The organism is Candidatus Bathyanammoxibius amoris (genome assembly GCA_024451685.1).
GTDB classification, from domain to species: Bacteria; Planctomycetota; Brocadiia; order Brocadiales; family Bathyanammoxibiaceae; genus Bathyanammoxibius; species Bathyanammoxibius amoris.
The window spans coordinates 50,208-63,737 of sequence record JAMXCW010000011.1 but is presented as its reverse complement, the minus strand read 5'-3'; the positions used below and the strand labels follow the sequence as shown (position 1 = coordinate 63,737).

General features: G+C 53.3%; 16 protein-coding genes. 11 read left to right on the top strand and 5 right to left on the bottom strand.

The window, feature by feature from the left end:
* The 8 genes from NOU37_07400 to NOU37_07365 all read left to right on the top strand — a co-directional run.
* A partial coding sequence (locus NOU37_07400) for a hypothetical protein (GenBank protein ID MCQ4575052.1) occupies positions 1–314 on the top strand: 314 nt, incomplete at its 5' end.
* Between the two features lie 111 nt (positions 315–425).
* Entirely contained in the window at positions 426–857 is a 432-nt protein-coding gene (locus NOU37_07395) for an Rrf2 family transcriptional regulator (GenBank protein ID MCQ4575051.1), read from the top strand.
* 79 nt (positions 858–936) lie between these two features.
* Complete coding sequence (locus NOU37_07390; GenBank protein MCQ4575050.1) at positions 937–2,427, top strand: DASS family sodium-coupled anion symporter; 1,491 nt, start codon at positions 937–939, stop codon at positions 2,425–2,427.
* Positions 2,428–2,520: 93 nt separating this feature from the next.
* Entirely contained in the window at positions 2,521–2,988 is a 468-nt protein-coding gene (locus NOU37_07385; GenBank protein ID MCQ4575049.1) for a universal stress protein, read from the top strand.
* Between the two features lie 242 nt (positions 2,989–3,230).
* On the top strand, positions 3,231–3,776 hold the full coding sequence (locus tag NOU37_07380) for a pyruvate ferredoxin oxidoreductase subunit gamma (protein ID MCQ4575048.1): 546 nt from the start codon (positions 3,231–3,233) through the stop codon (positions 3,774–3,776).
* Positions 3,776–4,036, top strand: coding sequence for a 4Fe-4S binding protein (locus NOU37_07375; protein MCQ4575047.1), 261 nt, complete (start codon positions 3,776–3,778; stop codon positions 4,034–4,036). Before NOU37_07380 ends, NOU37_07375 begins: the two co-directional genes overlap by 1 nt.
* 2 nt (positions 4,037–4,038) lie before the next feature.
* Positions 4,039–5,211, top strand: coding sequence for a pyruvate ferredoxin oxidoreductase (gene porA / locus NOU37_07370; GenBank protein ID MCQ4575046.1), 1,173 nt, complete (start codon positions 4,039–4,041; stop codon positions 5,209–5,211).
* Positions 5,212–5,217: 6 nt separating this feature from the next.
* The gene (locus NOU37_07365) at positions 5,218–6,132 is read left to right on the top strand and encodes a thiamine pyrophosphate-dependent enzyme (protein ID MCQ4575045.1); all 915 of its coding nucleotides are present in this window, start codon (positions 5,218–5,220) and stop codon (positions 6,130–6,132) included.
* A gap of 189 nt (positions 6,133–6,321) precedes the next feature.
* On the opposite strand, the gene NOU37_07360 is transcribed toward NOU37_07365, so the two are convergent.
* Positions 6,322–7,113 (bottom strand): M48 family metallopeptidase, encoded by a 792-nt coding sequence (locus tag NOU37_07360; GenBank protein ID MCQ4575044.1) that lies wholly within the window; start codon positions 7,111–7,113, stop codon positions 6,322–6,324.
* Positions 7,114–7,300: 187 nt separating this feature from the next.
* On the opposite strand from NOU37_07360, the gene NOU37_07355 reads away from it, so the two are divergent.
* On the top strand, positions 7,301–8,728 hold the full coding sequence (locus NOU37_07355) for an aldehyde dehydrogenase family protein (GenBank protein ID MCQ4575043.1): 1,428 nt from the start codon (positions 7,301–7,303) through the stop codon (positions 8,726–8,728).
* 31 nt (positions 8,729–8,759) lie between these two features.
* Here the strand turns inward: NOU37_07355 and NOU37_07350 are convergent, their stop codons facing one another.
* The 3 genes from NOU37_07350 to NOU37_07340 form a co-directional block, all read right to left on the bottom strand.
* On the bottom strand, positions 8,760–9,929 hold the full coding sequence (locus NOU37_07350; protein ID MCQ4575042.1) for an ArgE/DapE family deacylase: 1,170 nt from the start codon (positions 9,927–9,929) through the stop codon (positions 8,760–8,762).
* A complete protein-coding gene (locus tag NOU37_07345) occupies positions 9,913–10,377 on the bottom strand; it encodes a SoxR reducing system RseC family protein (GenBank protein MCQ4575041.1) in 465 nt (154 codons plus the stop codon). Before NOU37_07345 ends, NOU37_07350 begins: the two co-directional genes overlap by 17 nt.
* A gap of 106 nt (positions 10,378–10,483) precedes the next feature.
* Complete coding sequence (locus NOU37_07340; protein ID MCQ4575040.1) at positions 10,484–10,783, bottom strand: integration host factor subunit beta; 300 nt, start codon at positions 10,781–10,783, stop codon at positions 10,484–10,486.
* A gap of 229 nt (positions 10,784–11,012) precedes the next feature.
* On the opposite strand from NOU37_07340, the gene rpmH reads away from it, so the two are divergent.
* Positions 11,013–11,138 carry a 50S ribosomal protein L34 gene (gene rpmH / locus NOU37_07335; GenBank protein MCQ4575039.1) on the top strand — a complete coding sequence of 42 codons (126 nt, stop codon included), beginning with the start codon at positions 11,013–11,015 and terminating at the stop codon, positions 11,136–11,138.
* Positions 11,139–11,201: 63 nt separating this feature from the next.
* Here the strand turns inward: rpmH and NOU37_07330 are convergent, their stop codons facing one another.
* On the bottom strand, positions 11,202–11,390 hold the full coding sequence (locus tag NOU37_07330; protein MCQ4575038.1) for a ferredoxin: 189 nt from the start codon (positions 11,388–11,390) through the stop codon (positions 11,202–11,204).
* Between the two features lie 364 nt (positions 11,391–11,754).
* Between NOU37_07330 and NOU37_07325 the strand changes: the two genes are divergently transcribed.
* Positions 11,755–13,530 (top strand): chloride channel protein (locus NOU37_07325; GenBank protein ID MCQ4575037.1); only part of this gene is annotated, 1,776 nt, incomplete at its 3' end.

Below are 13,530 nucleotides of genomic sequence, written 5' to 3'. Positions count from 1 at the left end.
CTATTGCTCTGGCCGAGGAGGTGGCCGCAGGGATTACAGTGGCTGACTATAAGATTAGCGCTTATAGAAGTATTGCCTCAGCGCAGGCCGAGGTGGGTTGTCCGATGAAGGCCTGGATATGTCTTGCTACAGCTTATCAGGAGAAACCATGGCTTAGTGATTTGCAGGGATCCCTTAAGTCGCTCAAAAGCGTAAACCATGAACATGTTGCTTTTCAACTTATTTATACGGCCACTGACATGGCCGAGGCTCTGAAGGAACTTCAGGACAACGAGGTCAAGTGGCAGGAACTCAGGGCAAGGTCCACACAGTAATCTGACCATTCTTCCCTTGTAAACAATGATTGACAGTGGTGTTGAAACCTGTATAATCTCTACTAATTCTATAGACTTTGTTTTAATATCGGGGAAACCTGAGGAAAACCTATGAAACTTTCAAAAAAGACGGATTATGCCCTGAGGGCGCTTGTCCGTCTATCCCTAAGCTACAAAAGAGGTTCCGTGCACATTAAAGAGATATCCGAGGCCGAAAACCTGCCCACAAAATTCCTGGAAAACATCCTCCTTACCCTCAGGAAGGCGGGGATTCTTCACAGCAGGATGGGTCTGAGGGGCGGATACAGTCTGGCCAAACCGCCGGAGCGGATTACAGTCGGTGAGGTTGTAAGGGTGTTGGATGGCACGATCGCGCCGATGGGCTGTGTCAGCAGGGTCGAATATGAAAGCTGTCCGGCAGAGACGGGGTGCGCCGTAAAGAGCGTTATGCAGGACGTTAGAGACGCCGTCGCCAGGGTGCTGGACGACACCACACTGGCCGACCTGACGGAACGTGTGGGCGGTTTACAGCGTGTAGGTTAGGGGTCTAAATTTTTTTAGGCGAAAAGTCTACTTGTTTAGTAGACGTTTGCATATATCTGTTGAGCTTCTAGGGGTTCTTGTGGCCAAATCAAACCTTGAGCACGTCTTAAAAAAGAAGCGTACAAGTCTCAGAGCGGGGACCGGGGCAGGGTCACGCCTGGGAAGGGCCGCACGGTTTCTAAAGCACAACGTGTCCTATCAGATAATTATAGCCCTGTTTGCCGTTTCGGGCGGGATACTTCTGTTGCCCACGCCTGAGGGTCTGACCCCTGAGGGCCATAAGGCGCTGGCTATCTTCGTTCTTTGCGCCGGTCTGTGGATAAGCCATGTAATTCCCCTTCACATAACCAGCATCCTGGCCATCCTGCTCATATCTCTCCTGGGTGTGATGGAGACCAAGGAGGCGTACGCGCTTTTTGGAAATGAGGCGGTTTTTTTCATCCTGGGCGCATTCATACTGGCCGCAATCCTGGCACAACACGGGATAAGCACCCGCATGGCGGTATACCTCCTCTCGACCTTTGGCAATAGCCCTATCGCCCTCAGGAGCACCATATATCTATTCTGTGCGTTTATGTCCTTCTGGATGTCAGAGCACGCCGTCGCGGCCATGATGTATATGATAGTTTTCGAGATTGCGACGGCACAGAAGCTTATACCCAAGAAGAGCAATTACGGAAAGACCCTTTTTCTCGCCATGTGCTGGGGCTGCGTCATAGGCGGTATAGCGACCTTCCTCGGCGGGGCGAGGGCGCCCCTGGCTATAGCGATGCTGGAAGAGGTGGAAGGCGTGAAGATGGGTTTCTGGCAGTGGATGGTGGCGGATATGCCGATTGTAATTGTAATGCTGCTTTTTGGGGAAATCATCTTCCGGGTATTTTTCCCCTGTGAGATTAAGAACATTACGGTAGCCCACAGGGCCCTGACAAAACAGAGAGCGGCGATGGGCAAACTGCGTCCGGAGGCGTATGCCGTGACCGCGATAATGGTGGCGACCATTTTCTGCTGGATATTTTTCCGGGAACAGATAGGGCTTGCCAACACCGCGCTCGGGGCGGTGGTGTTGCTGTTTATACTCAGGCTGGTAGAGTGGAAGCAGATAGAGCAGCGTGTGAACTGGGGCATAATATTGATGTATGGCGGGGCGATTGCGCTGGGCAGCGCGATGAATTCTTCCGGCGCCGCGTTCTGGTTGACCGGCATCCTGGTGGAAAATACCACACACCATCCCCTGCTGCTTCTGGCCATCATTGCGTTCCTGGCCAAGTTCCTGACGGAAGTGATGAGCAACACCGCTGTAGTGGCGGTGCTGTTGCCCGTGTGCCTGAGCATCGCAGGAACATACGGAATATCTCCCGAGACAATGACCTTTACGGTAACCCTCTCAGCGGGGCTGGCCTTCATGCTGCCAATGGGTACTCCCGCGACTGCAATCGCATACTCTTCAGGGTTTCTCGGCAGGGGTGACTTCGTTAAGGCCGGTCTGTGCATGAACATCATTGCCTGGGCGGTGTTTATGCTTGTGGCAAAATACTACTGGCCCATGCTTGGTTATGGCATCGTACAATAGCCGGCCTGGTGCGGGGCCTCCTGGAAGAGTCACTACAATCGGCCCTCAAGATGACGTCTGGTTTTTTCTTGAGGGTTTGGATATAATAAAGAAGTGGAAAATGTCCTTCTTATAATATCTACACAGAGACTCTCCTGCAGGTCGATAAACCATGCCATCGATTTGACCAGGAAGAGGGGCCTGCAGCTCATGGTCCTGTTTGTAATGGACAGTAAGCTTCCGGAGAGTATTTTCAGAAAGCTGGAGGACGAGGCGTATTTAGGCTATATGCCAAGTGAGGAGGCATACAGGCACATCCTCGAAGAGTATGAAGAAAGAGGCAAGCTCCTGCTGAGTGAAATTAAGGCAATGGCCGATAAAGAGCATGTGCCTTGTAAGACGGTGTTTCGTGAGGGCGATTTCTTCGAAGAGTGTGAGAAACTCTTGGCGGAGGAGAAGATGCAGACCGCCATCGTTACCAGGAAAAAGCGCTCCAGCCTGTCGCGTTTTATCCTTGGCTCGGACATAAACAAACTGATGGAGATGGCCAACTGCCCGTTTGAGATATTTGACGAGGAATGATTCGTTTCCGTAAAAGGACATTGATACAAGGATACAAGAAGGAAAATAAACATACAAGCCCTGCCATAAAGCCATATCCCGTATCCCCTAAGGACGAACCAGTCCACAAAAATATGATTGATAAAGTCCCGGAAATGATATAAATTACATATTCACGTGTCCGCGCGAGGCTGCTACGGGCGTATATTAAATCCCAGCTATTTTTTCCAGCCATGCCATGTGGTAACCCTGGAGGAGGGGAGATGAAAGAGATAAGGCTTCACGGCCGCGGAGGGCAGGGTATAGTTACCTCCGGTGAGCTGATTGGTTTCGCTGCCTTCAGCGACGGCAAATACTCACAGGCCATGCCCGCGTTCGGGTCCGAGAGGACCGGTTCTCCCGTCGTTACCTACGTAAGAATAGACGACAAGCCCATCCGCATCAAGGTGCCGATATACCACCCGGACTACATCATCGTTCAAGACGCCACGTTGCTTGATACGGTACCGGTGTTGGACGGCCTGAAGCCGGATGGACTTGTGATAGTAAACACGAAGAAGACACCCGAGGAGCTTGGGTTAAACCTGAACAGCCGGATAAAGACGGTGCCCGCGACTGAGATGGCCATTGAGACCCTGGGGCTGCCGATAGTAAACACCACTATCCTTGGTGTTTTCGCGGCCGCCAGCGGCCAGATAAGTATTGACGGGATACGCAAGGCGATTGAACACCGGTTTCCGAGCGAGCTCGCGAAAAAGAATCTTATTGCTGCCCAAAGGGGTTATGATTTGATGAAGGAGAAGAGTTAATGAAGGTCATCCTTGGTGGGATTATTCCGTCCGGCACAAGCAGGAAGAATCATACGGGTTCGTGGAGGAATTACAGGCCGGTCTACAAGCAAAAGACCTGCATAGACTGCAATATATGTATCACGGTCTGCCCCGACAGCTGTGTGCTCCGCATATCGGAGAAGAAGTTTGACTTCGATCCCGACTACTGTAAGGGATGCGGCATGTGTGCCGAGGAGTGTCCCGTGGACGACATAGAAATGGTACTTGAGGAGAAATAGCGGTGGCAAGAACGTTCACTGAAGGTTCAAAGGCCGTTGCGGAAGTTGTAAGGGTCTGCAGGCCCAACGTTATCTCGGCATATCCGATAACACCGCAGACGCATATCGTTGAGGAACTCTCTGCCATGGTGGCCAACGGCCGGCTCAAGGCCGAGTCTGTGAACGTGGAGAGCGAGTTCTCCGCGGCGTCGGTGGTCCTCGGGGCGAGCGCCACAGGCGCGCGCACGTATACCGCCACCACCTCACAAGGCATGCTGCTTATGACCGAGGTGCTCTTCAATATCTCCGGTATGAGACTGCCCGTCGTTCTTACCTGCGCCAACAGGGCCGTGTCCTCACCGATAAACATATGGAACGACCAGCAGGACTCCATCTCCGTCAGGGACGCGGGATGGATTCAGCTCTACGCCGAGGACATTCAAGAAGCGGCCGACCTGCACCTCCAGGCCTTCAGGATAGCTGAACGCCCGGACGTCCTGCTGCCCGTGATGGTGTGCATGGACGGCTTTGTACTGACCCATTCCTACGAACCGGTGGACCTTCTCTCTCAGGAAGAGGCGGACGAGTTCCTTCCGCCCTATAAGCCCGAGTACTATCTGACACCAAAGAATCCCCTGACGTACGGCGCCATGCTGGGTCCGGAGGCCTATATGGAATCCCGCTACCAGTTGGACAAGGCCCTGATGGATTCGGCCGGTGCGATAGTCGAGGTCGCCGATGAATTTAAAAAAAATATCGGGAGATACCAGGGGGCACTAATTGATACCTACATGACAGATGATGCGGAGATAATCCTGGTCGCGATGGGTTCGATAATCAGCACTATTAAGGAGGCCGTTGACAAACTGAGAGGCGAGGGCCAGAAGGTCGGCGTGCTCAAGGTCAGGGCATTCCGTCCGTTTCCGAAGGAAGAGGTTTGTAAGGCACTGGAGGGTGCGAAAGACGTTCTGGTGATGGACAGGGCCTTTTCCCCCGGTTACGGGGGCGTGCTGACGATGGAGATAAAGGCCGCCTTTTGCGGCAGGAAGGCCGTACCGCAGATAAAGGGACACATCGCCGGCCTCGGCGGCAGGGATATAAACGTAGAGACCATATTAAACGTGATAAGCAACAGGGCCACGTGCAGCAGTGAAGACACGTTTGTTGACCTGAAAGAGGCCCTGATAGGAGGATAGGATTTTATGACGGAGAAGCATCTGCTGCTGCCCGGACACACCGCATGCTCGGGCTGCGGAGAGGCCATGGGCGCGAGGCTTGTACTGGACGCCGCCGGCCCTAACATAATCACCACGGACGCCACGGGCTGTCTTGAGGTCTTTACCACCCGCTGGCCACAGTCCGCATGGGGCGTGCCGTTCATACACTCCCTGTTTGAAAACTCAGCGGCGGTTGCCTCTGGCATAGAGGTCGCTCTGAAGGTCCTTGGCAGAGAGGACGAGGCCAAAGTAATCGCCCAGGGTGGCGACGGCGGCACGGCCGATATCGGGCTTCAGTGTCTGAGCGGTATGCTGGAACGGGGCCACGACGTGCTCTATGTCTGCTACGATAACGAGGCGTACATGAACACGGGCGTGCAGAGGAGCGGTCTTACGCCGTTTAACTGTGATACCCGCACAAGCCCGTCAGGAAAGGCCTCGTGGGGAAACCCGCTGCGGAAGAAGGACATGCCCGCGATAGTAGCCGCACACGGTGCGCCGTATGTCGCCACCGCCTCGATCGCATATCCCAAAGACGTTGAGAGGAAGGTAAAGAAGGCGCTGGGAATAAAAGGCCCCAAATACATCCAGATACACGTACCCTGTCCCCCCGGCTGGAAGAGTGAACCCGCCCTGACTATTAAGGTGGCGAAAGTGGCCGTTGAGACGGGTCTTTATCCCGTTTTTGAGATGGAAAACGGCGTTGTGACAAAGGTCAGGAAAATACCGAAGACAAAAAAACCCGTCACCGAATACCTCAAGATGCAGGGCCGCTTCAAACATCTTTTTAAAAAACCCGGCGGTGAGGAAGAGATAAAGAAGATCCAGCAGATAGCCGACGAGAACATCGAGAAGTACGGCCTCGCGGGCGAAAAAGAACCGGTAGCGGCCACTGCCTGATAATCCAGCCAGCAGCGGGGTGCAAAATTTGAGCCTGTGCCACACACCCCAAGGTCTTAACGTGCCAGCAAGTTGCCACGCTACACAAGAAAGTATGTAGCGGTCGAGCTTGCTCGACATTCGTAGGGGCGACTCTTGCGGTCGCCCAAACAGGGCAGGCGCAAGACCTGCCCCTACAATCTCTAGCTTCTATTTTGGTGAAGGCGGACTTACCTTACCCTGTCCCTGGAGGCTGTCGGCGATCTTTCTCGCGCGTATTATCCTCTCTGTTGAGGTAGGATGGCTGCCGAAGATGTTTGCCTGCTGGCTCTGTGGGAGTTCCAGGGCAAACCGCTCCCAGACGTATACGCCGGCCCGCGCGTTATATCCCGCATTATGCGCATAGGTGATGCCGTAATAATCCGCTTCTCTCTCCATGTCGCGGCTGTATTTCTGGGTAAAAACACCCCCACCCATCTGCACAACCTTGCCGCTCCCCGGTGACAGGGCGTCGGCTATCATAGAGCCAATTATTACCGGGACGTTGGTTATCATGGACTTTGTCACGTGGTCGTTGGTTAGGTGGGCTATCTCGTGGCCTATTACACTGGCCAGTTCGTCCTCAGACCTTACGAATCTCATCATGCCGGTGGTGACAAAAATATGACCGGGTGATGCGGCGGCGTTAACTTGCTCGCTCTTGTCTACAGTAAATTTTATGTTCATATTAATCCCCGATTCCCGGAGGATTCTGTGGCCTATGGCATTTACTATCTGTTCTTGTTTCGCCAGGCTATACCCGGCGTAGGGGTGGAGGCGCCTGTCCTTTTTATACTGCTGCCTTTTTACCTCAATCCGCTGGGTCTCGTGCTTAATCTCCTGCCGGGTTACCTGTGGGCCTGTCTGGGTCTCTATACAGCCCGTGGGGGTTGCAAGCAGGGACAGTGTGGCGATAATTGTAAGAAGGAACGGGACAGAGGCTTTTTTCATGGAAGTAATCATATCAATTAATATCCTTTACAGTCATTAAGTGAGACGTCTTGCATTTCGTAAGTCCGGGACACGAAGTGTAGGTGATGGAGCCTGGAAAATCGCATAAGTGAGAATAGACGGTTTCGCCTCTATTTTCAAGTATTTGATAATTTAAATGTTGTGTATAATAAGGTTCTACTTAAGGGGGGTAAATATCATGGCGGAACATAAATTCCTGGTAGCGGGTGAGTGGCGGGATTCCAAGGAGCCGCTTGAGGTAATAAGTCCCTATGACGGCGGCCTGGTCGGGATTACCTACAGGCCGACGGAGGGCGACGTAGAGGACGCCACAGTTGCTGCCGCGGCGGCCGTAAAGGAGATGGGCTCACTACCCACCTACAGGCGCTCAGAAATCCTGCGCAACATCGGCGCCGGTATCGCCCGGCGCAGTGAGGAATTTGCCCGTATCATAACCCTTGAGGCCGGCAAGCCGATAAAGGCGTCGAGGGTGGAGGCAGAGAGGGCTGTTCACATAATGGGGCTGGCCGCTGAGGAGGTGAGGCGGGTGGGCGGCGAATTACTCCCGCTCGACCTGCTGGAATCGGCAAGGGGACGTGTGGCCATAACAAGGCGATTCCCCGTAGGCCCGATACTGGGTATAACACCGTTTAACTTCCCCATAAATCTTGTATGTCACAAGCTCGCCCCGGCAATCGCCGGAGGCAACACCATCATAATTAAACCGACCTCCACCACCCCGCTGACGGCGCTCCTGCTGGCGGAGGTGGTCATGGAGTCGGGGCTCCCGGACGGAGCGCTCAGCGTACTGCCGTGTGATTCAACCATGGCCGAAAAGATGGTGAAGGATGACAGGTTCAAGTTGCTGACGTTTACGGGTAGTTCTGGAGTAGGGTGGCGACTGAAGGCCCTGTCGGGAAAAAAGAAGGTGGTGCTGGAGCTTGGTGGGAATGCCGGTGCTATAGTGGATGCGGATGCAGACTTGGAACTGGCGGCCGGGCGCTCAGCCTACGGGGCGTTCGTCTACAGTGGTCAGACCTGCATATCCGTGCAGAGATTATACGTGCACGACAAGGTCTACGAGGAGTTCCTTGATCTGCTGACAGGGCATGTAAAGGACCTGAAGATGGGGGACCCGATGGAGGAGGATGTGTCCATCGGGCCGCTTATTACCCCTGATGCCGCGAAGAGGGTGGACGAGTGGTTGAAGGAGGCGGTGTCGCAGGGTGCGAAGGTCCTTACGGGCGGCAGACTGCGCGGGAATAATATCATTGAGCCTGCCGTTGTCGTAGACACAAGCCCGGATATGAAGATAAACTGTGAGGAGGTCTTCGGGCCGGTTGTAACAGTAACCAGGTTCTCTTCGTTTGAGCAGGCGGTTGGACAGGTCAACCAATCGCGTTTCGGGCTCCAGGCAGGCGTGTTTACCAGTGACGTTAACAATATCTTCCTTGCCTACAAGACGCTTGAGGTGGGTGGAATCATTGTTAATGACGTCCCCACATTCAGGGCGGACAATATGCCTTATGGCGGGGTGAAGGACTCCGGAATGGGCCGGGAGGGCGTCAAATACGCCATCGAGGAGATGACCGAACCGAGGCTGCTGGTACTCAACTTGCCGCCCTAGCCGGCAGGGGTATGTCGGCGGGAAGGTTCTTCTAGCTTAATAGTTCACGGCTCACCAGGGCCATTATCTTCGCGAAATCCACCAGTTGCTGTATGTCAATAGATTCGTTTGCGACGTGGGCCTGTTCCTCGTCGCCCGGACCGAAGCCTACGGCCGTTATGCCCTTGTCCAGCAGCTGTTTTGTAACGGTGGCGCCGGAGAGTCCGGTCAGTTCGGGCCTGGTGCCCAGGACTTCCTCCGTATGTCTCTGGATGGGCCCGATCAGGGGGTTGTCGTGAGAGACCTCGGAGGGGGGCAGGTCAGAGCCTACCGTGAGTTCAAAGCGTGCCTGGGGGTTATCCTGCCTTACCTTTTCAATAAGTTTGTTGACGCGGTCTACTATCTCGTCCTTCGTCTCACCGGGGAGATACCGGACGTCCAAACCGACCTGGCACTTCCCCGGTACTATATTCCTCGCCGCGCCGCCCTCGATGGTCCCCAGATTCAGTGTGGGCGGGGTGAAGAGCGGATGGGAGGTACATCTAAAGGGTAGCGACCTGATTTCGTTAAGCAACGCCACCATGTTCCAGATGGCGTTGATGCCCCGCTCTGGTTGTGAGCCGTGGGCCTGTTTACCGTACGACGTAATCTCTATAAACAGCGCCCCCTTTTCACAGACGTCTATCTTTCTCATATTGTGGGAGATGTCCGGGATAACGGCAAAATCGGCCTTGAGGCCGCATTCATCCAGAAGATACTCAAGCCCCAGTGTGGAACCTCTCTCCTCATCGGCCGCCCCGACAAGTATGAACTCTCCCCTCAGGGTGTTTTCCACGTCTTTGAGATATTTTATCAGGACCATGCAGGAGGCCATCTGGCCCTTGTTGTCTGAGGCCCCGCGGCCGATTATTTTTCCATTGGTAACCGTGGCCCTGAAGGGGTCATGGTCCCAGCCGTCGCCCGCGGGTACAACGTCCAGGTGGCATGCCACCAGGAGCGACGGTTTTCCCGCCCCGACACGGGCGACTATGTTCGTCCTTTCAGGCTTCTTTTCGAAGGTCTCATAGCGTATACCCAGACCATCTAAGTACGCTTCTACTACGTTGGAGGCCAGGCGTTCCCTTCCGGGCGGGTTTTCTGTATTTGCGGCTATCAGGTCACAGGTTGTTTGGATGAGTTCTTTGCGGTGGGCCTCAACGAAATCTTCAATTTCCTTCCGCATATTTTCTTTCCGTAGCGTCATACCGTCCATTTTCCACGGACAGTATCTCCGGCGGGAGCAGATTTCTTTTTGCCTTTCTGTCGTAGAGAGCGGCCAGGCCCAGGCTGACTAAGAAGAAAAGGAGTCCGGTAAGCCCCATCCTTGCGTTTGTTGCGGCTGGAAGGATAAAGTCTATCTTTGTCGCTACGAGGCAGCCGGTAATGAACGAGACTATAGGGAGGAAGAAAAGTATGGAGATCCCTTTGTAAAGAGAAGGAGAGTCTATTTTGAGAGTGACCTTGTCTCCGGCCTCAAGTCCAGGTACGGATTCGACTTCCAACAATCTGGTAGTGTCACCGACCGAGACACAAACTCCGCATCGGGCACATTCTTCTTGCGAGACATTGTTTATTTCTATTACAGCCTTACCGCCGTCGACCGAGCTTACAATACCTACTTCATTCTTCATCTATCTGATTGTAACTCTTGGGCCTGTTACGAGCTCCCGTTTGATATCATAAGGGCGAAAGTGTTCAGAGGGGTCAAGGTAATGCCTTTTTATGAAAGGCAGAGAGCTATGCGGACATTATAGTACTGCCGACCTTCTCTCTCATTAGCTTGCCCACTTTGAAGACGACAACGTTCTTGGCCGGCACAAAGGCCTCCGCCCCGGTCCTCGGGTTTCGCGCCTTTCTGGCTGCCCGCTGACGTATCTCAAAGACTCCAAAATCTCTGAGTTCGATGCGATGCCCCTGGGAAAGCTCGGAAATGACCTCGTTAAGGAACAGTTGTACTGTTTCCTTGACAGTGGTGTGGGTGTCGTTTGTCTTCCTGGCGATGTTCTCGCAGAGGTCTCTTTTTGTTACGGTTTGCATAAGTTTGTATCCCCCCTCTTTTCACAGCGCATTCATTATGATAGGCTAAACACCATAACATTAGGATATTCAACAACTAATGCAAAGGAATATTATCAACTACATCTGGACATGTCAACCCTTTTTTCTTTAACTTATGACAAATCGCTTCTTGACAAACTTTTTCTTTTAGAATACGTTGTTAGGCTTTGGAGGCACTATCGGCTGGTTATGTTGAGGAGGGACTGCTTTGAAGAAGAATATACGAGTGAGTTCGTTGAAGAAGAGGCGGTCGTTTGGTTTCAGGGCCAGGATGCGTACGAAGGGCGGCAGGGCGATAATCAGAAGAAGAAGGGCGAAGGGGCGAAGGCTCTAGAGAAAGAAAAGGCAGCATCAGGAAGATGCTGCCCTTCGACAAGCTGGGACAGATTACCCACGGTTACTCTTCAATTATTATAGCCTCCACAGGGCATTCCTCTGCGGCTTTCTTGCAGTTTTCCTCTGCTTCCGATGGAACCGAATTTCCAATCACTATGGCCTTATCGTCTTCCATTTCAAAGACCTCCGGACACGTAGTCACACACAGCTCACAGCCGGTACACAGATCCGGGTCTACCCTCGTTCGCATCTCACTCCTCCTTTTAAACCTAATACAATACCGTTCCGCAGACAAAAAATTTAAGACGAAATCTACTACATAAACAGGAATAAGTCAACCTAAATTCGACAGGCACTGGATTTTGATTATAAATACCCTGTGGCGGCGAAAAGGCAGAAAAGGTCCAGGTAGCGTACGGGTGGGCGGATGATTTTTGGAAGGTTTGGAATGAGTTCCTCCGGCCTCAGCAAAATGTTCCTGTTACCCGTGGCCCCTTTGCCAAAGTCCGGGATACCCGAAACAGAATTGAATTTATCGTAGTTTGGGGTTATTTTATGTTATTCTTTAGAATCATTGATTTCTGATCCAGAATACCCTTAATTTTGCAGGCAAAATGGATTTTTTCTCAAAAGACCGTTTACGGCAGTATGAGAAGAAATTCGCAGAAGTTATTCTGCGGCTGAAGTCGTATGGCCCCACCTTTACGGTTATAGTCGCAGCGCTTATAGGTGCCGTGGTCGGTTTGGCCGCGGTTGCTCTCAGATGGCTTATAGTGCTGTCGAACGACTATGTATTTATGGACGTAGGCGACAGCTTCCCGGCCGCGGGGATACATAGCGTCAGCAATTTTTTTGAGAGCGGATTTACCGCCTCCACGCTGCTGGTGCTGCTGATTCCGGGTGCGGGTCTTGTCGTGGCCGTCTTTCTCGCCAACAGGTATGCCGTGGAGGCCAAGGGGCACGGTGTGCCGGAGGTTATGTCCGCGATGGCCCGCAGGGCGGGGATGATGCGTCCCCGTGTGGCGCTTGTGAAGACAGTCGTTTCCGCTATATGCATAGGTTCCGGCGGATCGGTGGGACAGGTGGGCCCAAGTGTGCAGGTCGGCTCCGTGTTGGCCTCCAGCATAGGACAGACCCTGAAGATGTCGGAAAACAGTATGAAGACGCTTGTGGCGTGTGGGTCTGCCGCGGGAATCTCCGCCATTTTCAACGCGCCCATAACCGGGGCCATCTTCGCGTCGGAGGTTATCCTGGGGAATTTGGGGCTGGAAAATATTACGCCGGTTCTGATTGCCTCGGTCGTTGCCTCCGCGATGGCCCGAATCTTTATTGGAGACGACCCTGCCTTTCTTGTGCCTCCCTTCATCCTGGAAAGCCCCTGGGAGTTGATTCTGTACTGTGTACTGGGAATATGCACGGGAATTCTGGCTACGGGTTTTACCCGGGTCTTTTATATACTGGATGACGTCTTTAAGTCTCTAAACGTCCACTATGTAACCAAGGCCTTGATAGGCGGGGCCATCATCGGTGTTGTCGGTATCTTCCTTCCCCAGCTCTTTGGACTGGGTTTCGGGACCCTGGACAAACTATTCAGCGACGCGTCTTCCTTCAGTATATCGTTAATCATAATGCTGTGCCTTATGAAGATAGTCCTGGTGTCTGTAACCCTGGGGGCCGGCGGGTCGGGAGGTATATACGGGCCGTCTATGTTTATCGGCGCCTTTATGGGGTGCGGTTTTGGACTGGCGCTTCACCAGATTGCCCCCTTTGAGATGGCATCGGCCGAGGCCTACGGTGTCGCCGGGATGGCGGGGTTTCTGGCAGGCGCGACCCACGCGCCCATCCAGGCGATATTTATTGTGTTCGAGCTGACGGGCGACTACCATGAGGCCATCCCCGTAGTGCTTGTCTGTGTGCTGAGCACCATGACCGCCAAGCGGTTGCTGAAGGATTCTATCTACACCCTCAAGAATAAACGCCGCGGCGAACGCATAGAGACGGGGCGAGACATGTCTCTTCTGGAAAGGGTGCAGGTCGCGGACGTTATGGAAAGGGACTTCCCCCACGTTACGAGGGACACGTCGTTTGTTAAAATGCTGCGAATCTTGTACAAGAGTAAGATAGATATGGTCCCCGTGTTGGATGAAAAGGGCGAGTTTTATGGTGTTGTGGGCTTCCAACAGGTACGTACCATTATCCACGACGAAAGCCGCCAGGGTCTGATTGCCATGGACGATGTTACACTGCAGAACCCGCTGACGGTAACTCCCGCTGACAGCCTGGCGGACGTATTTGCGGAGTTCGGCATGTTGGATGCCAATTGCCTGCCTGTGGTAAGCGAGGAAGACCCGAAGAAACTTGTGGGCATTGTGACCAGGAGCAGCATCGTT

Bases quoted from the DNA above. Each gene is read 5' to 3' on its own strand.
- NOU37_07350 (MCQ4575042.1), bottom strand. From the start codon at position 9,929: ATGCGGAAGGAAATTGAAGATTTCGTTGAGGCCCACCGCAAAGAACTC.
- NOU37_07380 (MCQ4575048.1), top strand. From the start codon at position 3,231: ATGAAAGAGATAAGGCTTCACGGCCGCGGAGGGCAGGGTATAGTTACC.
- NOU37_07375 (MCQ4575047.1), top strand. From the start codon at position 3,776: ATGAAGGTCATCCTTGGTGGGATTATTCCGTCCGGCACAAGCAGGAAG.
- NOU37_07340 (MCQ4575040.1), bottom strand. From the start codon at position 10,783: ATGCAAACCGTAACAAAAAGAGACCTCTGCGAGAACATCGCCAGGAAG.
- NOU37_07360 (MCQ4575044.1), bottom strand. From the start codon at position 7,113: ATGATTACTTCCATGAAAAAAGCCTCTGTCCCGTTCCTTCTTACAATT.
- NOU37_07330 (MCQ4575038.1), bottom strand. From the start codon at position 11,390: ATGCGAACGAGGGTAGACCCGGATCTGTGTACCGGCTGTGAGCTGTGT.
- NOU37_07365 (MCQ4575045.1), top strand. From the start codon at position 5,218: ATGACGGAGAAGCATCTGCTGCTGCCCGGACACACCGCATGCTCGGGC.
- NOU37_07345 (MCQ4575041.1), bottom strand. From the start codon at position 10,377: ATGAAGAATGAAGTAGGTATTGTAAGCTCGGTCGACGGCGGTAAGGCT.
- NOU37_07395 (MCQ4575051.1), top strand. From the start codon at position 426: ATGAAACTTTCAAAAAAGACGGATTATGCCCTGAGGGCGCTTGTCCGT.
- NOU37_07355 (MCQ4575043.1), top strand. From the start codon at position 7,301: ATGGCGGAACATAAATTCCTGGTAGCGGGTGAGTGGCGGGATTCCAAG.